Here is a 24,695-nt window from a genome sequence, read left to right on the forward strand (position 1 = left end):
CCAGGACACCACCGTGCGCAGCCGCTGCTCCCACGCTGTCACGGCACGGGCGGATCTGTCGGGCGGAGCGGGATCACAGTCCCAGGGAGATGGCCAGCCGGGTGAGCTCGGCGGTGGTGTTGATGTCCAGCTTGGCGCGGATCCGGCGGAGGTAGGCGTCGATCGTGTGCCTGGAGAGCCCCATCTGCCGGGCCGCCTGGAGGTAGGTGCAGCCCGCGGCGATGTGCTTCAGCGTCTCGCGCTCACGCGGGGCCAGCGCGGCGGCGGTCTCGGTGTGCTGGGTGAGTGCGGTGAAGCTCATGAGGGTTCCTTGACCGATCGATCCGATAGGGGCGATTTGTCCGTTTACAAAACCCTCACAAGCCGACGTCATGACGGTGTCCCCCGACTGTCACAGGCGCGTCACAGCAACCTCCCGCGGGCGTGGCGGCGGCGGTCCGGGCCGGCCGCGGCGGCGGATTGGTGCTCCGTGCCGGCCGGGATCATCCTGGGGAGAGAGCCGGCCGTGCAGGTTCCGCGAAGGATGAGCGGCGATGGAACGACCTCCCACCCCTCCCAGCCACCCGCCGCAGACGTACGCCGTGCCCCGGAGGGCCCGCACCGCCTCGGTCACGGTCGACGAGCAGGGTACCGTGACCGGCTGGAGCGACGGGGCCCGGCTGCTGCTGGGCTACCCGCCCGCCGAGATCCTGGGGCAGCCGGCCGCCCGGCTGCTCGCCGAGCCGGACCGGAGCGCCTGGCGCAACGCGGCGGACGTACCGCGCTGGAGCGGCATCGTGGCACTGCGCCACAGCGACGGGCACCGGCTGGAACGGGACGTACTGGTCCACCGCAGGCCCTCCGGCGAACGGCCGGGCGGCACGGAGTGGCTGGTGGTGTCCGCGGTGAGCGGCCCGGCGGAGGCCGCCGCCGGGCAGGCGCTCGGCGAATGGGCCTTCCAGCAGTCGCCCTGTGTCTCCGCCGTCTTCGACGAGGAGCTGCGGCTGGCACGGGCCAGCGTCGCGACGCAGCGCACGCTGTCGCTGGCGGAGGGGATGATGCGGGGGCTGCGGCTGACGGACGTCGTGCCGTACGAGGGCAGCGCCGAGGCCGAGGTGAGCATGCGGCGGGTCCTGGACGGAGCCGGACCCCAGGAGGTCCGGCTCCATCTGGATCCGGCCGACCCGGAGCGCACCTGGCACGCCCGGCTCACGCCGCTGGCGGACTCGGGCGGCCGGGTGCGGGCGGTGGCCCTGACGGCCCACGCCGACGCGCCCCAGCAACTGGTACGGCGCCGGATGCTGCTGCTCGGCGACGCCGGGGTGCGCATCGGCACCAGCTCCGACGTGCAGCGCACCGCGCGGGAGCTGACCGAGGTCGCCGTCCCCGACTTCGCCGACGTGTGCGCCGTGGACCTGCTGGACGCTCTGCCGCGCGCGGACGCGCTCGCCCCGGGGCACCCGCAGCGGCCCGGCGCGCCGCCGCCCGACGGCGTCGCCCTGCGCCGGGCCGCCGTACGGTCGCGGCCCGGCACCGCTGCGCTCCCGCGGCCCTCCGGCGACGTGCTGCGCTGCCCTCCGTGGTCGCCGTCGGGCCGGTGCCTGGCCGAGGGGCGGGGCAGGGTGCACCCGGGCGACGACGAGGCCGTGAGCCGCTGGGAGCGGGAGGATCCGCAGGCCGCCGGGTGGATCCGGGAGAGCGGGACGCACTCGCTGCTTGCGGTGCCGATCAGGGCGGGCGACAGCACCTTCGGCGTGGCCCTGTTCGGACGGAACCGGCGGACCGAGCCGTTCGACGCGGACGACCTGTGGCTGGCCGAACAGCTCGCGGCGCGCACCGCCACCGGCATCCAGAGCGCCGCACGCGCCCAGCGGCAGCACACCACCACCATGACGCTGCAGCGCAGCCTGCTGCCGCAGACCCTGCCCGAACAGGCGGCCCTGGACATCGCCACCCGCTATCTGCCCTCGGTCAGCCAGGCCGGGGTGGGCGGCGACTGGTTCGACGTCATCCCGCTGTCCGGCACCCGGGTCGCGCTCGTCGTGGGCGACGTCGTCGGCCACGGCATGCGGGCCGCCGCCACCATGGGGCGTGTCCGCACCGCGGTCCGCACCCTGGCCGACGTCGACCTGCCGCCCGACGAACTCCTCAGCCACCTCGACGACCTGGTGGTCCATCTCTCCGCCGAGGAGGCCGGTGCCGACAACGCCGCCGAGACCGCCGGCGGCGTCGGCACGACCTGCCTGTACAGCGTGTACGACCCCGTCACCCGGCGGCTCAGCGCCGCCCGGGCCGGCCACCCGCCGCCCGCCGTGGTCACCGCGGGCACCGTCCGCTTCCTCGACATCCCGGCCGGTCCCCCGCTCGGCCTCGGCGGCCTGCCCTTCGAGTCGTACGAGACGGAACTCCCCGAGGGCAGCCTGATCGCCCTCTACACCGACGGCCTGCTCGAACCCCGCGAGCACGACATCGACGACGCCCTCGACACGATGTTCGCCGCGCTCGGCCGCCCCGCCGAGACCCTGGAGACCGTCTGCGACCGGGTCCTGACGTCGATGCTCACCCACCGGCCCGACGACGACATCGCCCTGCTCGTCGCCCGTACCCGGGCCCTGCACGCCGACCGGGTCGCCACCTGGGAGCTGCCCTTCGACCTCGCCGCCGTCGCCGAGGCCCGCAAGCTGGCCACCGAGCAGCTGGCCGAGTGGCAGCTGGAGGAGGCCGCGTTCGTCACCGAGCTCGTCGTCAGCGAGATGGTCACCAACGCGTTCCGGTACGGGCGCCCGCCCGTCCGGCTCCGCCTGATCCACGACGACCACACCCTCACCTGCGAGGTCTTCGACTCCAGCAACACCGCCCCGCACATGCGCCGGGCCCACACCTACGACGAGGGGGGACGCGGGCTCCTCCTGGTCGGCCAGCTGACCAGGCGCTGGGGCACCCGGCACGGCGGCACCGGCAAGACCGTCTGGGCCGAGCAGCACCTCGCCGAGGGCTGAGGCTCGGCCGCGGGGCCACCGGCCGCTGTCACCGACTTCGGCTGCGACTGCGACTGCCGACAGCGGTCACCGACTTCGGCTGCGACTGCCGACAGCGGTCACCGACTTCGGCTGCGACTGCCGACAGCGGTCACCGACTTCGGCTGCCGACTGCGGCTGGCTGCTATCGGCGGAACACCGGGCGGGCCCAGGCCGGCGGGTGCGGGGCGTCCTCGGTCGGGTCCGCGGTCTCCCGGACGACGGTCGGGGTGCGGACCGTCCCCCGGCCGACCGTCGGGGCGCCGTCGGCGTCCCGGTGGACGGCGGGCTGCCCGGCCGGTCCGGGGCCGTACGCGGCGCACCGCAGCGCCGCCACGAACTCCAGGCAGGAGCCGTACCGGTCCTCCGGGGCCTTGGCCAGCGCCCTGGCGAACACCTCGTCGAGCGCCGGCGGCAGCCCGGCCCGTACCTCGCTCAGCGCGGGCGGGGCGTCGTACTGGTGCGCCCACAGCAGCGCGATGTCCTCGTCCCGGACGAACGGCGGACCGCCGGCGAGCATCTCGAAGACGACGCAGGCGAGACTGTAGAGATCGCAGCGCCCGTCCACCGGGCGCCCCGAGATCTGCTCCGGTGCCACGTAGTCCAGGGTGCCGACGAACTCGCCGACCGTCGTGAACCCCGTCAGCGACAGCGACTTCTTGGTGAGCCCGAAGTCCGTGAGGTAGACGTGCTCGGGGTGCTCGCTGTCCGTGCCCCGCGCCACCAGCACGTTGCCGGGCTTCACGTCCCGGTGCACCAGGTCGTGCTCGTGCGCCGCGTCGAGCGCGGAGGCGACCTGGGCGGCGATCCGCAGCGCCGCGTCCACCGGCAGCACGCCCTCCTTGTCCAGCAGGGCGCGCAGGTCGGGCCCCGAGACGTACCGCATCGCGATGTACAGCACGCCGTCCGTCTCGCCGGCCTCGAAGATCGGCACGATGTGGGGGTGGTCGATGGCGGCGGCGACCCGTGACTCGTGCGTGAAACGGCGGCGGAAGGTGTCGTTGCGCACCATCTCGGGGGCCAGCAGTTTCAGGGCGACGGTCCGGTCCAGGCGCAGGTCCCTGGCCCGGTAGACGACGGCCATGCCGCCGCGCCCGATCTCGCCCTGGACCTCGTAGCCCGCGATGCGCGTCGCCATCACCCACATCGTATCCAGCGGCCCCGTGGCCCGCGAGCAGACCGGGCTCCGCCGATTCGGACCGGATGGAGATCAGAAGGGACGGGTCAGAAGGGGCGGGTCACAGGGGTGCCGCCTGCCAGCCGGTCCAGCGCGTCACGGTCACGAGGACGACCGCGCCGGCCGGCGGGTGTTCCCGGTACTGCGGGTACTTCGCGCCCAGCGGCCCGACCAGCGCCGCGTCGGCGGGAACCACGACCGCCTCGCCGTCCGCCCGGACCCACCACAGGCGGTCCCAGTTCTCGTCGTACGCGTCCGCGAGCAGGCACACGGACGGCTGCGCGGCGATGTTGCGCAGCCGCTTGAGGCGGGTGGTGGTCTTGGGTTTGTGGTCCACCGCGGTGACGATCCCGTCGGCGCCGTGCAGGGCGAAGACGACCGGCACCAGATGGGGGCGGCCGTTCCCGTCCACGGTCGCGAGCCGGGCCACGCGGGCCGCGGCGAACCGGCGTCGTGCCTCGCCCCCGGCCAGCTCCGGCACCGCGCGCCCCGTCCCGGTCAGGCCCGGCGCAGCGCGTCGAGCACGTCGTCGTCCGTCAGCTGCCCGAAGTCGTCGTACCACTGCCCGACCGCGCTGAACACGGCCGGGCGGTACGGGCAGACGACGAGGTCGGCCTCGGCGGCGAGCGCGTCCAGGGAGTCGGGCGCGCCGACCGGGACGGCCAGTACGGTCCGCGCGGGTCCCCGGCCCCGTACGTGGCGCAGTGCGGCGCGGGCGGTGCAGCCGGTGGCGAGGCCGTCGTCGACGACGAGCACGGTACGGCCGCGCAGTGCGGGCGGCGGGCGGCCCTCGCGGTAGCGGCGCTCGCGGCGGCGCAGTTCCTGCCGCTCCCGCTCGACGACGGGGGCGAGGGCGTCCTCGCTCAGGTCGAGGTGGGCCAGGGTCGCCGGGTCCAGGAGCGGCGGGTCGTCCCCGGCGATCGCGCCGACGCCGAACTCCTCGTGGTACGGGGCTCCGATCTTGCGGACGACGAGCACGTCGAGCGGGGCCGACAGCTCGCGCGCCACCTCGGCGGCGACGGCCGCACCGCCCCGGGGCAGCGCCAGCACGATCGGGTCGGGCAGGGCACCCTCGTCGCGCAACTCGCCCAGCACGGCGGCGAGTTCGCGGCCCGCGTGGCTGCGGTCCCGGTAGCGCACGGTTCGTCCTCTCCGGGCGGGGTCGGGGGCTCCTTCCTCCATGCTCACACCCGGAGGCGCCGAAGGCCGAGTCCTCCCGAAGAATTCGAGCGCAACCTTCTAACAAAATAATCATCAAAATTGTCAACAATCCTGCGCCTCCTTGCCTACAGTCGGGGACTCGGAAGAGCCGCACAGCAACCCGCTGTACAAGGAGGTCCACGGGTGGAGATCAACCGCAGAACCGTTGTCCGGGGCGCCGCAGCCATGGCCGCGATCGGAATGGCCGAGGGCGCGGCAGGCAGGGCTTTCGCCGGCACCTCGTCGTCGAACGGCTCGTCGAGCACGGCGGCGGCGGACTCGGCGTACTCGCTGGAGTTCGATCCCACCGCCTGGTCGTACGACGAGGCCAACGACGTGTACTACCAACTCGGGAAGGTGTACGTCACCAACCCGGCCGCGACGGACATCGAGAGCCTGTCGGTCTACGTGCCGGGCGCCTATCTGAAGGCCACCGCGAACAGCGACGGCACCACGTACACCGCGACGGTCGACCCGAGGGGCACCGTCGGCGCGTACTCGGGACGCACGGCGCCGATCGTGATCCCGGTCAACACCCCCGGCTACGCCGCCCAGAAGCCGGCCACGTCCTACAGCTACAGCAGCGTCTCGCAGTACCTCGCGGCCGGGCACATCTACGTGTGGCCGGGCCTGCGCGGCCGGGACAGCTCGACCGGCACCCGCTCCGACGCGGCGCCCTGGGGCGTGACCGACCTCAAGGCGGCGGTGCGCTTCCTGCGGTACAACCGGAGCGTCCTGCCCGGCAGCACGGACGACATCGTCCTGTTCGGCATGAGCGGCGGCGGCGCCCAGGACACCGTGGCGGGCGCCTCCGGCGACAGCCCCCTGTACCACCCGTACCTGCGCACGATCGGCGCGGCGATGACGGACGCCAAGGGCAGGCCCCTCAGCGACGCGGTCGCCGCCGTCATGGCCTGGTGCCCGATCACCAGCCTGCACGAGGCCAACCTGTCCTACGAGTGGAACATGGGCCAGTTCGCGTCGGCCGGCACGCGCGCGTCCGGCACCTGGACCAGCGCCTACTCGGCGGACCTCGCGAAGGCCTGGCCCCGGTACGTCAACCGCCTGGGGCTGCGGGACGAGCAGGGCAGGCACCTGAAGCTGACCGAGTCCGGCAGCGGCACCTACCTGGCCGGCAGCTACTACGACCACCTGGTGGAGGTGATCACCACCTCGCTGAACAACTTCCTGTCCGACACCACCTTCCCGTACACCATCACCACGATGGGCGGGCCGCCCGGATCGGGCCAGTCGGGCACCTCGACCACGTACGAGACGGTCGACGACTACATCGCCTACCTCAACACCGCCGGCACCTGGGTCACTTACGACGCCACGGCCAACACCGCGAAGGTGTCCGGCCTCGAAGGCTTCGTCACCAGCCAGAAGACCGCGAGCAAGCCGGTCGGCGCGTTCGACGGGTACTCCCGCGGGCAGACCGAGAACGGCGTCTTCGCGACGGGGCTCGACGCCCCGGCGCACTTCGCGCCGCTCACCCGTGACGTCGTCAGGGCGAACGAGTCGACGTACGCCACGTACTCCGACTGGAGCTCCGACTACGGCTCCGCGGCGTACGACGACGACTTCGCGAAGAGGGACAGCGTCGGCAAGGACATGGCCTGGCGGGCCGACGCGTACAACCCGCTGTACTTCCTCTCACCCGCCTTCGACGGCTACCGCCGGTCGCAGGTCGCGTGCCACTGGCGCATCCGCACCGGCATCATGCAGGGCGACACCGCCAACACCACCGAGATCAACATCCAGTTGGCCCTGCGCAACTACGGCATCCGCGACGTCGACTTCGCCACCGTCTGGGCCCAGGGACACACCGAGGCCGAGCGCACCGGCGACCCGACGACGAACTTCATCAGCTGGGTGGAGTCCGTCACCGGGAAGTGACCACCGGCCCGGACCACCCGGGCGCCCGACCACAGCACTTCGGCCGGGCGCCCGGCACCATGCCGTCAGAAGACGACCCACCACCCTTCGCGGGCCGCCTGCTCGGCCGTGTAGGACACGCCGTGCGCCTTGAGTCCGGCGGCGTCGAGGAGGGTGATCTCGCCGCCGTGGTTGCCCAGTCGGGCGCCGCCGGAAAGCGGCACGGCGAGGGCCGCGCCGGCGGCGAGGGGGCCGGCCGGTACCGGGGAGGCCTGGCCGACGCGGTCCAGGAGGCGCCAGCCGGTGAGGTCGACCGGAGCGGGCGAGGCGTTGAGGAGGGTGACGGTCTCCGCCTCGGGGGCCGGACCGGCCGGATTGACCAGCGCGGCGACGATCCGCACCGGCCGGTCGCCGGGCGCGGGCCGGGAGGTGTCGACGTCGGGGAGGGTGTGGCCGGTGGCGTCGTCGGTGTGCCAGGCCTGGCTCTGGAAGGCGAGGAAGATCCCCACCCAGCGCTCCGCGGCCTGCCCGGCGGCCGGGAAGCGGACGAGCAGCCCGCCGTCCTGCCAGACCCCGTCGTCGGCGCTGAAGCGGCCGCTGTTGCCCTGGTTCATGTGGATGTCGTGGACGCCGTTGCCGGGCAGGAAGCCGAACACCTTGTCCTTGACGCCCGCCTCGGGCCCCCAGCGCTCGCCGAACAGGTACAGCCGGGCGCCGGGGTCGTCGACGGCCCGCCGGACCCAGTGGTCGAGCAGGTCGGCCAGGTCGTTGTCGGGCCCGGAGCGGTCCGCAGGCAGGACCCGCATCTTCGCCGGGTCGAAGAGGTTGCCGCGGACGAAGTCGAGGTTGGGGCCGCCGGGCCCGGACGGCAGCGTGTTCCAGCCGCTCGCCAGGTCCGCCAGGCGGGCGGTGAGGGGGTGCCCGAAGTCGTCGTCGACGAGGTAGAGCAGTTCGGCGGGCTTCTCCTGCGAGAGGACGTTGACCGCGGCCCGGTAGTGGGTGCCGGACTCGTCGGTGAGGTGGATCTGGTAGTGCGGGCTGTCGGCGGCGCCCTCGCGCCGGGTGTCGACCGCCCGGGCGATCAGGACGCCATAGGTCTTCAACGGCATGATGACCAACTCCCCGTGAAGGCGGGCGGTTTGCCCGCCATGGCGGGGATCGTACGGGGCCGGGTCCGGCTCCGGCCCGGGTTGGACGAATCTGTCGGTCCTGTGAACATCCCGTGTGCGACCCGCGCACGGTGGCCGGTTCCCTACGATCGTGCCGTGGTCAACTTCCTCCTTCAGCGGACGGCTCCGCTGCCGATCGACGAGGCCTGGCGCCGGCTCACGGAGTGGTCCCGGCACGCCGACGTGGTTCCGCTGACCCGCGTCACGGTGCTCACCGATCCCCCGACCCACGCGGGCACGGTCTTCGTGGCCCGCTCCGGGTTCGGGCCGCTGTCGTTCGACGACCCCATGGAGGTGACCGTGTGGGAGCCCCCGCAGGACGGCGGCTCCGGCCGGTGCCGCCTGGTCAAGCGCGGCAAGGTGGTGCTCGGCTGGGCCGAGTTGCAGGTGCACCCCGGGCCCGGCGGCCGCACCCGGGTGGTCTGGCACGAGGAACTCCGCATCCGGGGGCTGCCGTCGCTCTTCGACCCGCTGGTCCGCCGGACCTCCCGGGCCGTGTTCGGGCGGGCGGTCAACTCGCTCCTCCGGCGGCCCTGACCGGGGCCCTGGCAGGGGGAGCTAGGCCACCGACCCGATCCGCCGTGCCGGGAGCGCCGCAGACGTCGCGTCGTGGTGGATCGGGGTGTGCGCGCCGGTCAGCGGGACCCCGGTGCCGCCCCGGCGGTTCGCGACGATCTCGGCCGCGATCGACAGCGCGGTCTCCTCGGGCGTACGGGCGCCGAGGTCCAGGCCGATGGGCGACCGGAGGCGGGCCAGCTCCAGTTCGGTGACGCCGACCTCGCGCAGGCGTTCGTTGCGGTCCAGGTGGGTGCGGCGGGAGCCCATCGCGCCGACGTAGGCCACCGGGAGGCGGAGGGCGAGCCGGAGCAGCGGGACGTCGAACTTGGCGTCGTGGGTCAGGACGCACAGGACGGTACGGCCGTCGACCCGGGTGCGCTCCAGGTACCGGTGCGGCCACTCGACGACGATCTCGTCGGCCTCCGGGAAGCGGCTCCTGGTGGCGAAGACGGGCCGCGCGTCGCACACCGTCACGCGGTAGCCGAGGAACCTGCCGACCCTGACGAGGGCGGACGCGAAGTCGATCGCGCCGAAGACGATCATCCGGGGCGGCGGGACGGACGACTCGACCAGCACCGTGAGCGGCGCTCCGCACCGAGAGCCCTGCTCTCCGATCTCCAGGGTGCCGGTGCGGCCCGCGTCCAGCAGGGCGGCGGCCTCGGCAGCCACCGTGCGGTCCAGCTCGGGGTGGGCGCCGAAGCCGCCCTCGTGGGCACCGTCGGCGTCCACCAGGAGCGCGCGGCCCTGCAGCTCCGCGGGCCCCGTGACGACCCGCGCGAGGGCCGCCGCCCGCCCGCCCGCGGCGGCGGCCAGCGCCGCCGCGACCACCGGCCGGACGGGGTCGTCCGCCCGGACCGGGGTGACGAGGATGTCGATGACGCCGCCACAGGTCAGGCCGACGGCGAAGGCGTCCTCGTCGCTGTACCCGAAGCGCTCCAGGACGGTCTCCCCGTCCTCCAGCGCCTGCCGGCACAGCTCGTACACGGCGCCCTCCACACAGCCGCCGGACACCGAGCCGACGGCGGTCCCCTCGGCATCCACCGCGAGAGCGGCACCGGGCTGCCGCGGCGCACTCCCCCCGACCGCCACCACCGTGGCCACGGCGAAGTCACGTCCGTCCGCGACCCACCGGTTCAGCTCCTCGGCGATGTCCAGCATGTCCGGATCTCCTTCCAACAAGGTCAGGGACAGCGCGCCCCGAAGGGGCGCTGGGGTCCCCCCGGCCGAAGGCTGGGGGAGGAACTGCGCGACCGGCCACGACGGACCCGCACCCGACCACGGGCCCGTCACGGCGCTCCCGGCGGAGCGACCTAGTGGACGCCCAGCCAGCTCTCAATGGGATTGAGGGCGAAATAGACCAGGAAGATCCCTGTCAGGCCCCACATGAATGCCCCGATCTCCCGCGCCCTGCCCTGAGCTGCCTTGATGGCGGTGTACGAGATCACACCGGCGGCCACACCGGTGGTGATGGTGTACGTGAAGGGCATCAGGACGACCGTCAGGAACACCGGAATGGCGGTGGCCCGGTCGGCCCAGTCCACGTGCCGGGCGTTCATCAGCATCATCGCGCCGATGACCACCAGGGCGGCCGACGCGACCTCCTGCGGCACGATCGCGGTGAGCGGGGTGAAGAACAGGCAGGCCGCGAAGAACAGGCCGGTGACGACGGAGGCCAGACCCGTACGGGCCCCCTCGCCGACGCCGGTCGCCGACTCGATGAACACGGTCTGCCCGGAGCCGCCCGCGACGCCGCCGATCGCGCCGCCCGCGCCGTCGATGAACAGCGCCTTGGACAGGCCCGGCATCCGGCCCTTGTCGTCGGCCAGTTTCGCCTCGGTGCCGACACCGATGATGGTGGCCATCGCGTCGAAGAACCCGGCGAGCACCAGAGTGAATACGATCATCGCGACCGTCATCGCGCCGACCTTGCCCCAGCCGCCGAACTCGACGTGCCCGAAGAGCGAGAAGTCCGGCATGGAGACGGCGGAGCCTTGCAGTTCGGGGGCGCCGTCGGCCCACTGCTCGGGGTCGACGACCCCGAGGCCGTTCAGCACGGCCGCCACGACGGTGCCGCTGACGATGCCGATCAGGATCGCGCCGGGCACGTTCCGGGCCTGCAGCATGAAGATCAGCAGCAGGGTGCCGGCGAAGAGCAGCACCGGCCAGCCGGTCAGTTCACCGGCGGGGCCGAGGGTGACCGGGGTGGCCTTGCCCTGGTGCACGAAGCCGGACTTGTAGAAGCCGATCAGCGCGATGAACAGGCCGATGCCCATGGTGATGCCGTGCTTGAGCGCGAGCGGGATCGCGTTCATGATCATCTCGCGCAGGCCGGTGACGACCAGGAGCATGATGACGACGCCGTACATCACGCACATGCCCATCGCCTGCGGCCAGGTCATCTGCGGGGCGACCTGCGAGGAGAGCACGCCCGAGACCGAGAGGCCGGCCGCGAGCGCCAGCGGCACCTTGCCGACGAAGCCCATCAGCAACGTGGTGAAGGCCGCCGCGAACGCCGTCGCGGTGATCAGCGCCTTCTGGCCGAGCGTGTCCCCGGCCGCGTCCTTGCCGGACAGGATCAGGGGGTTGAGCAGGAGGATGTACGCCATCGCCATGAAGGTGGTGACGCCGCCGCGCACTTCACGCGCGACGCTCGATCCACGCCGCGATATGTGGAAGTACCGGTCGAGCCAGGACCGTCCGGCCGGGACGCGGGTGCCTTCGCCCGCGTCTTCGGCCGTCGCCCTGGGTTCGAGTGACTGCTGGGTCATGGTGCCGTCTCCCAAGGTTCACAGGGGCCCCCGCGCATGCCGATGCCTTCGGCGGCGCACGGGATTTGGGAAGTGCATGACCCGGGGGACGGCCCGGAGGTGCACGCTTGTGGGTTCGGCGCCGGGTGGTCGGACAACTGCCCGGCGCCGGGCTGCCGTTCGGCGGTGTTACGCGTTGCCCGTCAGGTGTTCCGGGCGGACCGGTGTCCTGTTGAGCTCCAGGCCGGTCGCGTTGCGGATCGCCGCGAGGACCGCCGGGGTCGAGGACAGGGTCGGGGCCTCGCCGATGCCGCGGAGCCCGTACGGGGCGTGGTCGTCGGCGAGTTCGAGGACGTCGACCGGGATGGTCGGCGTGTCGAGGATGGTCGGGATCAGGTAGTCCGTGAAGGACGGGTTCCTGACCTTCGCGGTCTTCGGGTCGACGATGATCTCCTCCATCACCGCGATGCCCAGACCCTGGGTCGTACCGCCCTGGATCTGGCCGACGACGGAGAGCGGGTTGAGCGCCTTGCCGACGTCCTGGGCGCAGGCCAGCTCGATCACCTTGACCAGGCCCAGCTCGGTGTCCACCTCGACGACCGCGCGGTGCGCGGCGAAACTGTACTGGACGTGGCCGTCGCCCTGCCCGGTGTGCAGGTCGAAGGGGACGGTCGGCCGGTGCCGCCACTCCGCCTCGATCTCCACGGCCTCGTCGCCGAGGACGTCCACCAGGTCGGCGAGGACCTCGCCGCCGTCGGTGACGACCTTGCCGCCCTCCAGGAGCAGCTCGGCGGTGGCCCAGGCGGGGTGGTACGTACCGAACTTGCGGCGGCCCAGCTCCAGCACCCGCTCGCGGACCAGCTCGCAGGAGTTCTTCACGGCGCCGCCGGTGACGTACGTCTGCCGCGAGGCCGAGGTCGAACCCGCCGAGCCCACCTGGGTGTTGGCCGGATGGATGGTCACCTGCGCCACACCGAGCTCGGTGCGCGCGATCTGCGCGTGGACGGTCACACCGCCCTGCCCGACCTCCGCCATCGCCGTGTGCACGACGGCGACCGGCTCGCCGCCGGCCACCTCCATCCGCACCCGCGCGGTCGAGTAGTCGTCGAAGCCCTCGGAGAAGCCGACGTTCTTGATGCCGACCGCGTACCCGATGCCGCGTACGACGCCTTCGCCGTGCGTGGTGTTGGACAGACCGCCGGGCAGCTGCCGTACGTCCGCGCCCTCGCTGCTCTCCCACTGGCGCTCCGGCGGCAGCGGCATCGCGGTGACGCGGCGCAGGAGTTCGGCGACCGGGGCCGGCGAGTCCACCGGCTGGCCGGTCGGCATGATCGTGCCCTGCTCCATGGCGTTCAGCTTCCTGAACTCCACCGGATCCATGCCGAGTTGCCCGGCGACCTTGTCCATCTGCGCCTCGTAGGCGAAGCACGCCTGGACCGCGCCGAAGCCGCGCATCGCGCCGCAGGGCGGGTTGTTGGTGTAGAGGGCGATGGCCTCGATCTCGACGTCGTCGACGACGTACGGCCCGATACCGAGCGAGGAGGCGTTGCCGACGACGGCCGGCGAGGCGGAGGCGTAGGCGCCGCCGTCGAGCACGATCCGGCATTTGACGTGCGTCAACTTGCCTTCGCGCGTTGCCCCGTGCTCGTAGTATAGGCGGGCCGGGTGGCGGTGGACGTGGCCGAAGAAGGACTCGAACCGGTTGTAGACGATCTTGACGGGCTTGCCGGTGCGCAGCGCCAGCAGGCAGGCGTGGATCTGCATCGACAGGTCCTCGCGGCCGCCGAACGCGCCGCCGACGCCGGACAGCGTCATCCGCACCTTGTCCTCGGGCAGGCCGAGGACAGGCGCGATCTGGCGCAGGTCGCTGTGCAGCCACTGGGTGGCGATGTAGAGGTGGACGCCGCCGTCCTCCTCCGGCACCGCGAGCCCGGACTCGGGGCCGAGGAAGGCCTGGTCCTGCATGCCGAAGTAGTACTCGCCCTTGACGATGACGTCGGCGCGCTTCGCCGCCTCGTCGGCGTCGCCGCGGATGATCGGCTGGCGGTGCACGATGTTGGGGTGCGGGACGTGGCCGATGTGGTGGTCGTCGCGGCCCTCGTGGACCAGGACCGCGTCGGGCGCGGTGGCCGAGGCCTCGTCGGTGATGACGGGCAGCTCGCGGTACTCGACCCTGATCCTGGCGGCCGCGCGGCGGGCGGTCTCCGGGTGGTCGGCGGCGACGATCGCGACCGGCTCGCCGTGGTGGCGCACCTTGCCGTGCGCGAGAACCGGGGTGTCCTGGATCTCCAGGCCGTAGTTCTTCACCTCGGTGGGCAGGTCGTCGTAGGTCATGACGGCGTAGACGCCGGGCTGGGCGAGGGCCTCGCTGGTGTCGATGGACACGATCTCGGCGTGCGCGACCGTGGAGCGGAGGATCTGGCCCCAGAGCATGTCCTCGTGCCACATGTCGGACGAGTACGCGAACTCGCCGGTGACCTTGAGGGTGCCGTCCGGGCGGAGCGTGGACTCGCCGATACCGCCCTTCGACCGGGAGCCCTGGGTGACCTTGGTGGGAGTGCCGAGCGGAGCGCTGTTGGTGGGCATGACGCTCAGACCGCCTCTCCCTGCCGGGCGGCCGCGAGGCGGACCGCGTCCATGATCTTCTCGTAGCCGGTGCAGCGGCACAGGTTGCCCGAGAGCGCCTCACGGATGTCCGCGTCGCTCGGGTTGGGGTTGCGCTCCAGCATCTCGTCGGCGGCGACGAGGAGGCCGGGGGTGCAGAAGCCGCACTGGACGGCGCCGGCGTCGATGAAGGCCTGCTGGACGGGGGAGAGTTGGGTGCGTTCGCCGGTCCGGGAGTCGGAGGGGGGCTTGGGCTGCCAGCCTTGCGAGGTGTCACGTGTGACATGTGACATAGCACTGTGCCCCGCCCCGCAGGCCCGCCGCTCCGCGAACTCCGCCAGCCCCTCCACGGTGACGACCTCCCGCCCCTCCACCTGCCCCGCCGCGACCAGGCAGGAGCACACGGGCACGCCGTCCAGCCGGACGGTGCACGACCCGCACTCCCCCTGCTCGCAGGCGTTCTTGGAACCGGGCAGGCCGAGCCGCTCCCGCAGCACGTACAGCAGGGACTCGCCCTCCCACACGTCGTCGGCTTCCTGCGGACGTCCGTTGACGGTGAAGTTGACGCGCATCAGGCGACCCTCCCCTTCTGCTCGGTGGTGCCGCGGTAGGACTCCCAGGTCCAGGTGAGCGTGCGGCGGGCCATCACGCCGACCGCGTGGCGGCGGTAGCTCGCGGTGCCCCGGACGTCGTCGATCGGGTTGCAGGCGGCGGCGCACAGGTCCGCGAACTGCTTGGCGACCGACGGGGTGATGATCTTCCCGTTGTCCCAGAAGCCGCCCTCGTCGAGCGCCGCGTTCAGGAAGTCCTCGGCGGTCTTCGCCCGCACGGGCGTCGGGGCGGCCGAGCCGATCCCGGTCCGTACCGTCCGCGTCTCGGGGTGCAGGGCGAGGCCGAAGGCGCACACCGCGATCACCATGGCGTTGCGCGTGCCGACCTTCGAGTACTGCTGGGGGCCGTCGGCCTTCTGCACGTGCACCGCTCGGATCAGCTCGTCCGGTGCGAGGGCGTTGCGCTTGACGCCGGTGTAGAAGTCGTCGATGGGGATGAGCCGGGTGCCGCGCACCGACTCGGCCTCGACCTCGGCGCCGGCCGCGAGCAGGGCGGGGTGGGCGTCGCCGGCCGGGGAGGCGGTGCCGAGGTTGCCGCCGACGCCGCCGCGGTTGCGGATCTGCGGGGAGGCGACGGTGTGCGAGGCGAGGGCGAGACCGGGCAGTTCGGCGCGGAGGTTCTCCATGATCCGGGTGTACGGGACGGAGGCGCCGAGCCGTACGCTCTCCTCGCCGACCTCCCATTCGTAGAGATCGCCGATGCGGTTGAGATCGAGGAGGTACTCGGGCCGGCGGTGGTCGAAGTTGATCTCGACCATCACATCGGTGCCACCCGCAATCGGCACTGCGGTGGGGTGCTCGGCCTTCGCGGCGAGCGCCTCCTCCCAGCTGGCGGGGCGAAGGAAGTCCATGACCGGCTCTCTTCTCCGTCTCGTGAGTCTCGTGAGTCGTGCGGATTGAGCCAATCCGTGTGCGGCGGGCCCGGCTCGTTCATGTCCTGTTAACGCGGAATGACGCCAGTACACCGCCCCTTACTCCAGCGGGGTCAGTCACTGAAACCATGAAGGAGTTGGCTGGCCAGCACGGGCATCTTGTAGATTCGTATGAACGGAGGTCATCAGTAACCTCTTGGTTTTCCTGTGGAAACGCAGGAAACGCCCTGGCGACCACCGGTGGCGGCCCGGCAGCCCTCGGTGACGGCCCGCGGAGGCGCCCGCCGGGCACCTCCCCCGTGACCCTTCAAGATTCATCGTAGATTTCGAGACACAGAACGGCGGCGACGAGATGCGGCTGCGCGCACTGCTGGACACCGATGCGCTGGGCCTGCGGCTGCTCGGCGGCGAGGACGAGCTGGACCGTACCGTGCGCGGGGTGATGACCACCGACCTGCGCGATCCGAGCCGCTACCTGTCCGGCGGTGAGCTGGTGCTGACGGGCCTGGCGTGGCGCCGGGACGCGGCGGACTCCGAGCCGTTCGTACGGCTGCTGGTGCAGGCCGGGGTGGTCGCGCTGGCGGCCGGCGAGGCGGAGCTGGGCGACGTCCCGGACGATCTGGCCGTGGCCTGCGCGCGCCACCGCCTCCCGCTCTTCGCGGTGCACGAGTCGGTGGCGTTCGCGACGATCACGGAGCATGTCGTACGGCAGGTCAGCGGCGAGCGCGCCGGGGATCTGGCGGCCGTGGTGGACCGGCACCGGCGGATGATGACCTCGGGCCCGGCGGGCGGCGGCCCGGACGTGGTCCTCGACCTGCTCGGCTCCGACCTCGACCTGCGCGCGTGGGTGCTGTCCCCGGCCGGCCGGCTGATCGCGGGCTCCAAGGTGTCGGGGCCGGCGCTGCCCGCCGAGGCCTGCGCCGGTCTGGCCGCCGAGCACCTGGCCGCCACCCGCACCGGCCGCCGCGGCCCGCACCGTGTCCTGCTCGGCGGCACGACGTACTCCCTCTTCCCGATCCGCTCCAGCGGCCGCTCCCCGCAGGGCGGCCGGGACGTGCGCGAGACCGTGCTGTCGGACTGGCTGCTGGCGGTGGAGGCGGACGCCGGTGACTGGCCGGAGGAGCGGCTGGACCTGCTCCAGGGCGTCACCCAGCTGATCGCCGTGGAGCGCGACCGCCGGGACGCGGCCCGCACGGTGCGGCGCAGGCTGGCGCAGGAGGTGCTGGAGCTGGTGCAGACGGGCGCGGCCCCGGCCGAGATCGCGGCCCGGCTGCGGGTGGCCGCGCCGGTCCTGCTGCCCGGGCTCGGTGCCGCCCCGCACTGGCAGGTGGTCGTGGCCCGGGTCGAGTGGGAGGGCGGGGAGGTCGAGGGCGGCCCGGTCGCGCAGTCCCTCCTGGAGGAGATCCTGGTCGACCCGCTGGCGACCGGCCCGGAGCCCTCCGACCGGATAGCGGTGGCGCACACCGGCGACGAGGCGATCGCCCTCGTGCCGCTGCCGGCCGTCACCGCCGAGCACGACGGCTCCGAGTCCGGCATCCACGCCGACGCCCTCCTGGAGGCCGTACGGGTCCCGCTGGCGGCGGGCCTGGACGACGACGGCCGGGTCACTCTCGGCGTCAGTGCGGCCGTGCACTCGGCGGAGGGGCTGCGCGGCGCGCTGGAGGAGGCCCGGCACGCCCGCCGGGTGGCCGCGGCCCGTCCGGGCCGGGTCTGCGCGGCCGGTCATCAGGAACTGGCCTCGCACGTCCTGCTGCTCCCGTTCGTCCCCGACGACGTCCGCCGCGCCTTCACCGCCCGTCTCCTGGATCCCCTGCGCGACTACGACCGCCGTCACCGGGCCGAGCTGATCCCGACCCTGGAGGCGTTCCTCGACTGCGACGGCTCCTGGACCCGCTGCGCCACCCGTCTCCACCTGCACGTCAACACGCTGCGCTACCGCGTGGGGAGGATCGAGCAGTTGACGGGCCGGGACCTGTCCCGGCTGGAGGACAAGCTCGATTTCTTCTTGGCGTTGCGGATGAGCTGAGGTCACGCGGGCGTGCGACCGGCTCGTGCCAAGTGCCGCCGCCGTCCCACGACTTTGTGAAATTATTCACCCACCCTCTTGGCCCCGCGCGGCGATCGGTGCTGGAATGCGGCCACCACTTCACTGCTCGACGGCGCGCAAGGGGAGGGCAACGTGGCGTACTCCGCCATGTCTGGGAACGGAACGACCGACGGTGACGATCCGCTCCAGACCGCGGTATGGCGGCTGCGCTCGCGGGCCTGCTGGGCCGACGCGGCGGCTCTGCTGCCGTCGGACACGCCGACGTACACCCTGCAGCGGGCGGGGCTGATGGTCGAGCGGTGTCTGTACACCGAGGGGGGCTGGGAGGAGGCCGAGGACGCGCTGCGGACGGCGGAGGCGGTGGCCCGGACCGACGAGGAACGGGGCGCGGCGGCCTGTGAACGCGGCCAACTCGCCTACGCGGCTACGCTGCACGGGGTCCGCGACCGGGCGGACGAGGCGCGGGCCGCGCTCGGCAGGGCGGCGGCGCTGATCCCGCCGGGGGCGCCGGGACGGGCGCTGCTCGACTTCCGCCGGGGCCTGCTGGCGGAGAACCTGACCCGCTCCCCGCAGGCGGCCCGCGCCGCGTACCGCCGGGCCCATGCGGCCGCCACCGCCCATGCCGACCCGCTGCTGCTCTCCTTCACCTGGCGTCATCTGGCCGGACTGGCGCTGCGTGAGGGGGAGTTGGCGGAGGCGCGGCACGGTTTCGCGGAGTCGCTTCGGATCAGGGAGGAGCTGGGCTACCTGGTGGGCACGGCTCCGGCGCTCGCGTCCCTGGCCGACACGGAGTCCGAGCCGGAGGCGTCCCGTCTGCGCGAGGAGGCCGGCCGCCTGTTCCGCCTCCTGGGCGGTGTCCCGACCTGGCTGGCGAGGCAGCTGACTCCGCCCGCACCGGGGGCGGCGACCGCCTGAGGCCCGACTCAGAGGAAACTGAGAGTCTGCTGTGACAGCGTGACGCGCCCCGACCCTCACAGGAGCGCTTCGCCATGAGCACCGTCAACGGGCTGCCTGCCCATGTCCTGCTGGTCCACATCGTCGTCGTCCTGGTCCCGCTGACCGCCCTCGCCCTGGTGGCCGCCGCGCTGTGGCCGCGGGCGGCCCGGCGGCTGGGCGTACTGCTGCCGGGGCTCGCCCTGGTCGCCCTGGTCAGCGTGCCGTTGACGACCCAGGCCGGCGAGTGGCTGGAGCGGCACGTGACCGAGGACACCCTGGTCCGCCGGCACACCGAACTGGGCGACGGTCTGCTGCCGTGGGCCCTGGGTCTGTTCGTACTGGCCACGGTGGTGTGGTGGGCGACGCGGGGCAGCGGTCAGGAGCAGGCCCCCGGCAGGGGTGCCCGCTGGTCGGCGCTCCCGGTGCGGATCGTGGTGGGCGTGCTGTCGGTGGCCGTGGCGGCCGGCGCGGTCGTCGACGTGTACCGGATAGGCGATTCGGGCGCGAAGGCGGCGTGGCACGACGCGTACCAGAAGTCGGCGCAGGGCAGCTGAGCCGTGCCGGGGCGGGGACGCTTACCGGCGCCGGCCGGGTGCCTCCCCCGGCCTTCGGCGGGGCGGCGCCCCTTCAGGGGCGCGGGGAACCGCGCGGTCCGGCCCCCGCGGCGCCGCACCCGGCACCCGGCACCCGGGCCGCACTCCTACGGCGCGCCCCCGCGCAACGCCACCCGCCGCTCAGCCCGCGTCGGCGAAATGCCCGGACGCCAGCCGTCGCACCGCATCCAGCTCCCCCGCGACCAGCGCCTCCAGCAGCGCCGCGTGCTCGGCCGCGTCCGCCATCAGGTCGGCGCGTGCCCCGTGCAGCGGAACCGCTCGGCGGTGCAGGTCCTCGGCGATCTGGACCAGTTGCTCGTTGCCCGCGAGGGCGAGCACCGCCCGGTGGAAGGCCCGGTCGGCCTCGGCGTACGTCGCCCGGCAGCCGCTCTCCGCGGCCCGTACCGACTCCTCGGCGAGCGGCCGCAACGCGGCCCACCGCTCGGCGGGTACGCTGCGCGCCAGCCGCAGCAGCACCGGTACCTCGATCAGCGCCCGTACCTCGGCCAGTTCCGCGAGCTCGCGGGCGCCCCGCTCGACGACGCGGAACCCGCGGTTGGGCACGACCTCGACCGCGCCCTCCTGCGCCAGCTGCTGCATCGCCTCGCGGACCGGCGTCGCGGAGACCCCGAACCGCTCCCCGAGCGCCGGTGCCGAGTACACCTCGCCGGGCGCCAGCTCCCCGCTGACGAGCGCGGTACGCAGGGCGTCGAGGATCTGCCCGCGCACGGACGCGCGCTGCACGGCGGGCCTGGAGTGCGGGATCGGGGGCTCGCTGTGAGTGTGCTCACCCCGGGCGGCGGGCTGGCCGTCGGGGAAACCGGGCGCCTTCCGTGCCGACTCCTCGGACCGTGACTGCGCCGGAACCCTGGCCGTCCCGGCGGGGGCCGGGTGCGCGCGCTGGTTCACAGGTCCTCCTCCGGCTCGGCGGCACTTGGGTCATTAACGGCGGGTTGTTACTTGTCCGTCAAGCACCTTAGGCGCACAAGGCGCTGGTTCAAATTTCCGAACGGGTGGGTAAGGTAAGGCATACTTATCTGAGTGTCGGCCCGCACCCGATCGGTGGTAGCCCATGTCCTCCCCCGTCTCCGCCGCCTACGCGCGCCTCACCGAGGTCTGCCCGGACCTGGCGGTCACGGAGCTGGGTCCCGGCGAACCGGCACCCCGGGGCGGCGACTGGGTCGGCGCCGCCGAGCTGGCGGCCGGCGGCCCCGGATTGGACGCGTTCCTGGCCTGGGACGAGGAGCAGATCCTGCGGGACGAGGGGAAGCCGGCCCGCCGCGACGTGGTCGCCACCTTCGGCCTGCACCGCTACGGCTGGGCCGCCTGTCTCCTGATCACCCTCCCCTGGTTCCTGGACCGCCGGGTCCCCCGCCTCCCCGCGACCGCGGTGTCGTACGACCGCACGGCGGGCCGGATGGCCGTGCGGGTCGATTCCTTCGCCTGCCTCCCGGGCGACCCGGCGGCGGCGCTGCCCGGCGCGGTCGTGGTGGCCGGCGAGGAGGCGCTGCGGGCCGAGGTGCGGGCGGCCGTCGCCGAGCACCTGGAGCCGGTCCTCGCCGGCTTCGGGCCGCGGATGCGGCGGCGCGGGCGCGCGCTGTGGGGGATGGCGACGGACGAGGTCGTCGAGGGGCTCTGGTACATCGCGGGGCTGCTCGGGGACGAGGCACGGGCCGTACGCGAACTCGAACGGCTGCTCCCGGGCGCGACCCGGCCGTACGTCGGCTCGGCCGCCTTCCGGGTGCTGTCAGGACCGGCCGGGCAGCCGCTGCCGACCCGGGACCGGGCGAGCTGCTGCATGTACTACACGCTGCGCCCCGAGGACACCTGCGCCACCTGCCCGCGCACCTGCGACGACGAACGGATCGCCAAACTCACGGCGGCCGCCGCGGCCTGAGTCCCCCTCAGGCCCCGCAACACCCACCCCCGGGGACACGGCACCCGCTGGCATCCACTAAGATCGCCGATGGCAAGATCACCCCTGCGCGGACAGGAAATTCACAACTTCCTCACTTGCCGCAGGAACTTTCCGAGGAACCACCCGTATGGGTAGTCTTACTCGAACTCAACTCCCGCCCCTCACGCGGCAGTTCGAGCAGAATGCCGCCCTGGGGCATCCCCTTGCACTTCCTTGGCGGCCTCTTGCCCCGAAACCCCCTGAGGGCCAGTGGGATTGGGCCACTATGGCGGGCGATACGCCCTATCCCAATGCAAGGGACCCCTAGATGAGACTGACCGACATATCGCTGAACTGGCTGCTTCCCGGCGCCGTACTGCTCCTGGGCATGCTGGTCGCGGTGGCGGTGCTTGCGCGCTCCAAGCGGTCCGGCGGGGAGCACGCGAAGGACGACTCGTGGGAGCGCAGCGAGGAGCGCCGTCGGCGCAAGGAGGCCATATACGCCACCGCCTCCTACGTCCTCCTGTTCTGCTGTGCGGCGGTCGCCGCGGCGCTCTCCTTCCACGGGCTGGTCGGCTTCGGCCAGCAGAACCTCAACCTGTCCGGCGGCTGGGAGTACCTGGTGCCGTTCGGCCTCGACGGTGCGGCGATGTTCTGCTCCGTCCTCGCGGTGCGCGAGGCCAGCCACGGTGACGCGGCGCTCGGTTCCCGGATTCTGGTGTGGACGTTCGCGGGCGCCTCTGCCTGGTTCAACTGGGTGCACGCGCCCAGGGGCGGCGGCCACGACGGTGCTCCGCAGTTCTTCTCCGGCATGTCGCTCTCGGCAGCCGTGCTCTTCGACCGCGCGCTGAAGCAGACCCGCAGGGCCGCGCTCCGCGAGCAGGGTCTGGTGCCGCGCCCGCTGCCCCAGATCCGTATCGTTCGCTGGATGCGCGCTCCCGTCGAGACCTACCGGGCCTGGTCGCTGATGCTCCTGGAGGGTGTGCGCAGCCTGGACGAGGCGGTCGAGGAGGTGCGCGACGACAAGCGGCAGAAGGAGGAGAACCGACTGCGCCGCCGCGAGGCGCACCGTCTGGAGCGGGCTCAGCTCAAGGCCATAAGCCGGGGCCACCGGGGATTCGTCGGGCGTGTCGGCAGGCAGGACGAGGTGCACCAGGTGGAGCGCGCCTCCCAGCCCACTGCGGAGCCTGCCATAGCGCCGGAGCAGCTGCCCGTACGCCAGCGGCCCTCCCTGCAGCCCGTCCGCAAAGGGTCTGACCCGATCACGGTCGACCTGACCGCGGAGGACGACACAATGGCGCTGCCGCGCCTCGACTCCCTGGAGCGCAAGCTCAAGGACCTGGAGCAGCAGTTCGGCTGACCGCCTGCTGCCGTACAGCACCTCGGGACGGGGGCGTGACCATGACGGTCACGCCCCCGTCCCGTTGTGCATACCGGCGCGCATCCGGCCCGGGGCCTGTCTTCGGTTGTGAGCGGCAGGCTTCGAGGGGGTCGCCGATCCCGATGGCCGCTGCGCGGGGAGGCGGTTCGGCGAGGTGGCTGTCGGGCGGCTCGTCGTATCGGGTGCTCGCGTCTTCCGGCAGAACGGGACACGGGCCCACGCGACACCGGCGTGGACGAAGCAGCTGCGGGCGTCCCGGGAATCCGTGCTCGGCGTGCGGGCTACGCCCGGCCGAGTTCGAGAACAGGGATCGTGCGCACACCGGCTGTCTGGCGTGCGTACTCGGCGAAGCCCGGGTAGCGCCGCGCCTGTTCGGCGTAGACACGGTCGCGTTCATCGCCGGCCAGATCGCGGACGGTCACCTGGTAGGCCTCGGTTCCGCGTTCGACGCTGCCGGCGCCGGCCTCCGCCAGGTTGTAGTACCAATCCGGATTGTTCGGCGCTCCGCCACTGGTCGCGAAGACATAGATGATGTCCGGCTCGGTCTCGTGCGGCAGATACATCACCGGACTGACGTACTCTCGTCGGCTCTTGCGGCCGCGGTGGTGCAACAGGACGATCGGAGCGCCTTCGAAGACCCCGCCGACCCTGCCCTCGTTCGCCCGGAACTCCGTGATGGTCTTCGTGTTCCAGTCCGGTGCCTCGCTCATGTCGAACTCCTGTTGGTCGTCGGTCGTCAGGATCGGGTGAAGCGCAGGTCGGCCGTCATGACGGCGGGTCCGCGCAGCATGCCGGCCCAGTTCCAGGACAGGCCGTACGCGGTGCGGTCCACCTCGAACCGGGTACTGAGCGTCACGGCGTCGGGTGTGGTCTCGGTGATGGTCGCGGTCAGTGTCTGCGGACGGGTGACGCCGCGGACGGTGATCCGGGCGTCGACGGAAACGGTCCTGCCGTCCGCCCCGAGCGTTGCCCGGCGCACTGCCACGGAGATCGTCGGGTGGTGCGCGGTGTCGAAGAACCGGTCGGAGCGCAGGTGCTCGTCCCGCTTGGCGTTGGCGGTGTCCAGGGACGCGGCGCCGATGGTGACGGTGCCGTCGGCGGACCCGTCGTCGTGGACCTCGGCCGCGCCGGACCGCGCGGCGAAGGTGCCTTGGACGGTTGCCAGGCCCCACATGGCTTTGTGGCTCACGCTGATCGTGGATCGGGTGGTGTCCAACGTGTAGGTGCCGGTTGCGATGGCGGTAGGGGTGGACATCGGGAAGTTCCTTTTCGAGGGTGGGTTTGTTGCCATGTAAACAACACTGCCGTCCACGCTATGCCGCGAAGGGTTACATGTCAACAAAACCAGGAAGCCCCCAGAAGTGGACGAAACCGCCTGTCCGTACGTGCCGACAATCTAGGTAGGCTCGACCGCATGGAGCAGGAGCGACTGAACGAACGGGAGACCCGGGCCTGGATCGGGTTCCAGCGCATGCGCATCGAGGTCAACGAGGTGCTTGCCCGTCGGCTGGCCCGCGACTTCGGGCTGACCGAGGCGGACTTCGTGATCCTGCTCAGGCTCTCCAGAATCCCGGAGCGCAGGCAGCGCGCCCGCGACATGGCAGCTGCGCTGCACTGGGAGCGAAGCCGCCTCTCGCGTCAGATCTCCCGGATGGAGACCCGGGGCACCGTCAAGCGTGCACCCAGCGAAGGTGATGCCCGCGGCTACGACATCGTGATGACCGACGCGGGACTCGCCGCGTTCGACGCCGCCTGGCCGGCCTGGGTCGAGGGCATCCGCCACTGCTTCGCCGACGTGCTGTCCCCGGAACAGCTCGACGCCCTCATCGGCATCACCGAGGCCATCGACAACCACTTCAACGCGCAGCACCTCCTCGGCGGGTCGAACGGCCCGGATCAGGCCGACGGCGCCTGCGCGGAGGGGGGCATGGCCGAGTCGGCCTGCTGAGGCAGTGCCACCGCCGGCAATACCGCCGTCCGGTTTCGCCGGCCGGTTTCGCCCCGGCCCTTTCTCGATTCGTTGACATGT

At 72.5% G+C, this 24,695-nt stretch carries 22 protein-coding genes; 9 read left to right on the forward strand and 13 right to left on the reverse strand.

The window, feature by feature from the left end; all coding sequences use genetic code 11:
* Nucleotides 1-73 precede the first annotated feature (73 nt).
* Nucleotides 74-301, reverse strand: coding sequence for a response regulator transcription factor (locus ACIQVL_RS10080; RefSeq protein WP_403430064.1), 228 nt, complete (start codon nt 299-301; stop codon nt 74-76).
* A 232-nt stretch (nt 302-533) separates the two neighbouring features.
* On the opposite strand from ACIQVL_RS10080, the gene ACIQVL_RS10085 reads away from it, so the two are divergent.
* On the forward strand, nt 534-2,978 hold the full coding sequence (locus tag ACIQVL_RS10085; protein ID WP_403474986.1) for a SpoIIE family protein phosphatase: 2,445 nt from the start codon (nt 534-536) through the stop codon (nt 2,976-2,978).
* A gap of 163 nt (nt 2,979-3,141) precedes the next feature.
* On the opposite strand, the gene ACIQVL_RS10090 is transcribed toward ACIQVL_RS10085, so the two are convergent.
* The 3 genes from ACIQVL_RS10090 to ACIQVL_RS10100 form a co-directional block, all read right to left on the reverse strand.
* Nucleotides 3,142-4,143: a serine/threonine-protein kinase gene (locus ACIQVL_RS10090; RefSeq protein ID WP_403474987.1), complete on the reverse strand. Its 1,002-nt coding sequence runs from the start codon at nt 4,141-4,143 to the stop codon at nt 3,142-3,144.
* A 91-nt stretch (nt 4,144-4,234) separates the two neighbouring features.
* A complete protein-coding gene (locus ACIQVL_RS10095) occupies nt 4,235-4,654 on the reverse strand; it encodes a TIGR03668 family PPOX class F420-dependent oxidoreductase (RefSeq protein WP_403430070.1) in 420 nt (139 codons plus the stop codon).
* A 17-nt stretch (nt 4,655-4,671) separates the two neighbouring features.
* Entirely contained in the window at nt 4,672-5,313 is a 642-nt protein-coding gene (locus ACIQVL_RS10100) for a phosphoribosyltransferase (RefSeq protein ID WP_403430071.1), read from the reverse strand.
* Nucleotides 5,314-5,517: 204 nt separating this feature from the next.
* On the opposite strand from ACIQVL_RS10100, the gene ACIQVL_RS10105 reads away from it, so the two are divergent.
* Nucleotides 5,518-7,272, forward strand: coding sequence for an esterase (locus ACIQVL_RS10105; protein WP_403474988.1), 1,755 nt, complete (start codon nt 5,518-5,520; stop codon nt 7,270-7,272).
* A 65-nt stretch (nt 7,273-7,337) separates the two neighbouring features.
* Here ACIQVL_RS10105 and ACIQVL_RS10110 read toward each other — a convergent pair whose 3' ends face one another.
* Nucleotides 7,338-8,360 carry a DUF2278 family protein gene (locus tag ACIQVL_RS10110; protein ID WP_403430075.1) on the reverse strand — a complete coding sequence of 341 codons (1,023 nt, stop codon included), beginning with the start codon at nt 8,358-8,360 and terminating at the stop codon, nt 7,338-7,340.
* Between the two features lie 156 nt (nt 8,361-8,516).
* Between ACIQVL_RS10110 and ACIQVL_RS10115 the strand changes: the two genes are divergently transcribed.
* A complete protein-coding gene (locus tag ACIQVL_RS10115) occupies nt 8,517-8,957 on the forward strand; it encodes an SRPBCC family protein (protein ID WP_403474989.1) in 441 nt (146 codons plus the stop codon).
* Nucleotides 8,958-8,978: 21 nt separating this feature from the next.
* Here ACIQVL_RS10115 and ACIQVL_RS10120 read toward each other — a convergent pair whose 3' ends face one another.
* The 5 genes from ACIQVL_RS10120 to ACIQVL_RS10140 all read right to left on the reverse strand — a co-directional run bounded on the left by ACIQVL_RS10120 (nt 8,979) and on the right by ACIQVL_RS10140 (nt 15,791).
* Nucleotides 8,979-10,136, reverse strand: a complete 1,158-nt coding sequence (locus ACIQVL_RS10120) for an XdhC family protein (protein WP_403474990.1) — start codon at nt 10,134-10,136, stop codon at nt 8,979-8,981.
* Nucleotides 10,137-10,288: 152 nt separating this feature from the next.
* Nucleotides 10,289-11,746: an NCS2 family permease gene (locus tag ACIQVL_RS10125; protein WP_403474991.1), complete on the reverse strand. Its 1,458-nt coding sequence runs from the start codon at nt 11,744-11,746 to the stop codon at nt 10,289-10,291.
* A 168-nt stretch (nt 11,747-11,914) separates the two neighbouring features.
* Nucleotides 11,915-14,311 carry a xanthine dehydrogenase family protein molybdopterin-binding subunit gene (locus ACIQVL_RS10130; RefSeq protein ID WP_403474992.1) on the reverse strand — a complete coding sequence of 799 codons (2,397 nt, stop codon included), beginning with the start codon at nt 14,309-14,311 and terminating at the stop codon, nt 11,915-11,917.
* Between the two features lie 5 nt (nt 14,312-14,316).
* Nucleotides 14,317-14,901, reverse strand: coding sequence for a (2Fe-2S)-binding protein (locus tag ACIQVL_RS10135; RefSeq protein WP_403474993.1), 585 nt, complete (start codon nt 14,899-14,901; stop codon nt 14,317-14,319).
* On the reverse strand, nt 14,901-15,791 hold the full coding sequence (locus tag ACIQVL_RS10140; protein WP_403474994.1) for an FAD binding domain-containing protein: 891 nt from the start codon (nt 15,789-15,791) through the stop codon (nt 14,901-14,903). Before ACIQVL_RS10140 ends, ACIQVL_RS10135 begins: the two co-directional genes overlap by 1 nt.
* A gap of 373 nt (nt 15,792-16,164) precedes the next feature.
* Here ACIQVL_RS10140 and ACIQVL_RS10145 point away from each other — a divergent pair, with 373 nt between their 5' ends.
* The 3 genes from ACIQVL_RS10145 to ACIQVL_RS10155 all read left to right on the forward strand — a co-directional run bounded on the left by ACIQVL_RS10145 (nt 16,165) and on the right by ACIQVL_RS10155 (nt 19,349).
* The gene (locus tag ACIQVL_RS10145; protein ID WP_403430087.1) at nt 16,165-17,838 is read left to right on the forward strand and encodes a PucR family transcriptional regulator; all 1,674 of its coding nucleotides are present in this window, start codon (nt 16,165-16,167) and stop codon (nt 17,836-17,838) included.
* Between the two features lie 168 nt (nt 17,839-18,006).
* Nucleotides 18,007-18,774 carry a hypothetical protein gene (locus ACIQVL_RS10150; protein ID WP_403430089.1) on the forward strand — a complete coding sequence of 256 codons (768 nt, stop codon included), beginning with the start codon at nt 18,007-18,009 and terminating at the stop codon, nt 18,772-18,774.
* A 74-nt stretch (nt 18,775-18,848) separates the two neighbouring features.
* Entirely contained in the window at nt 18,849-19,349 is a 501-nt protein-coding gene (locus tag ACIQVL_RS10155) for a DUF2231 domain-containing protein (RefSeq protein WP_403430090.1), read from the forward strand.
* Nucleotides 19,350-19,529: 180 nt separating this feature from the next.
* Here the strand turns inward: ACIQVL_RS10155 and ACIQVL_RS10160 are convergent, their stop codons facing one another.
* Nucleotides 19,530-20,297: a GntR family transcriptional regulator gene (locus tag ACIQVL_RS10160; RefSeq protein ID WP_403474995.1), complete on the reverse strand. Its 768-nt coding sequence runs from the start codon at nt 20,295-20,297 to the stop codon at nt 19,530-19,532.
* A 163-nt stretch (nt 20,298-20,460) separates the two neighbouring features.
* Here ACIQVL_RS10160 and ACIQVL_RS10165 point away from each other — a divergent pair, with 163 nt between their 5' ends.
* Together ACIQVL_RS10165 and ACIQVL_RS10170 are read left to right on the forward strand one after the other, a co-directional pair.
* On the forward strand, nt 20,461-21,285 hold the full coding sequence (locus ACIQVL_RS10165; RefSeq protein ID WP_403474996.1) for a (2Fe-2S)-binding protein: 825 nt from the start codon (nt 20,461-20,463) through the stop codon (nt 21,283-21,285).
* Between the two features lie 328 nt (nt 21,286-21,613).
* Entirely contained in the window at nt 21,614-22,645 is a 1,032-nt protein-coding gene (locus ACIQVL_RS10170; RefSeq protein WP_403430095.1) for a DUF2637 domain-containing protein, read from the forward strand.
* 302 nt (nt 22,646-22,947) lie between these two features.
* Here ACIQVL_RS10170 and ACIQVL_RS10175 read toward each other — a convergent pair whose 3' ends face one another.
* Together ACIQVL_RS10175 and ACIQVL_RS10180 are read right to left on the reverse strand one after the other, a co-directional pair.
* Nucleotides 22,948-23,376, reverse strand: a complete 429-nt coding sequence (locus ACIQVL_RS10175) for a nitroreductase family deazaflavin-dependent oxidoreductase (RefSeq protein WP_403430097.1) — start codon at nt 23,374-23,376, stop codon at nt 22,948-22,950.
* Between the two features lie 26 nt (nt 23,377-23,402).
* A complete protein-coding gene (locus ACIQVL_RS10180; RefSeq protein ID WP_403474997.1) occupies nt 23,403-23,921 on the reverse strand; it encodes a YceI family protein in 519 nt (172 codons plus the stop codon).
* A 159-nt stretch (nt 23,922-24,080) separates the two neighbouring features.
* On the opposite strand from ACIQVL_RS10180, the gene ACIQVL_RS10185 reads away from it, so the two are divergent.
* Nucleotides 24,081-24,614: a MarR family winged helix-turn-helix transcriptional regulator gene (locus tag ACIQVL_RS10185; RefSeq protein WP_403474998.1), complete on the forward strand. Its 534-nt coding sequence runs from the start codon at nt 24,081-24,083 to the stop codon at nt 24,612-24,614.
* The last annotated feature ends 81 nt before the right edge of the window (nt 24,615-24,695 follow it).

This window comes from Streptomyces sp. NPDC090499 (genome assembly GCF_044769305.1).
Taxonomy (GTDB): domain Bacteria; phylum Actinomycetota; class Actinomycetes; order Streptomycetales; family Streptomycetaceae; genus Streptomyces.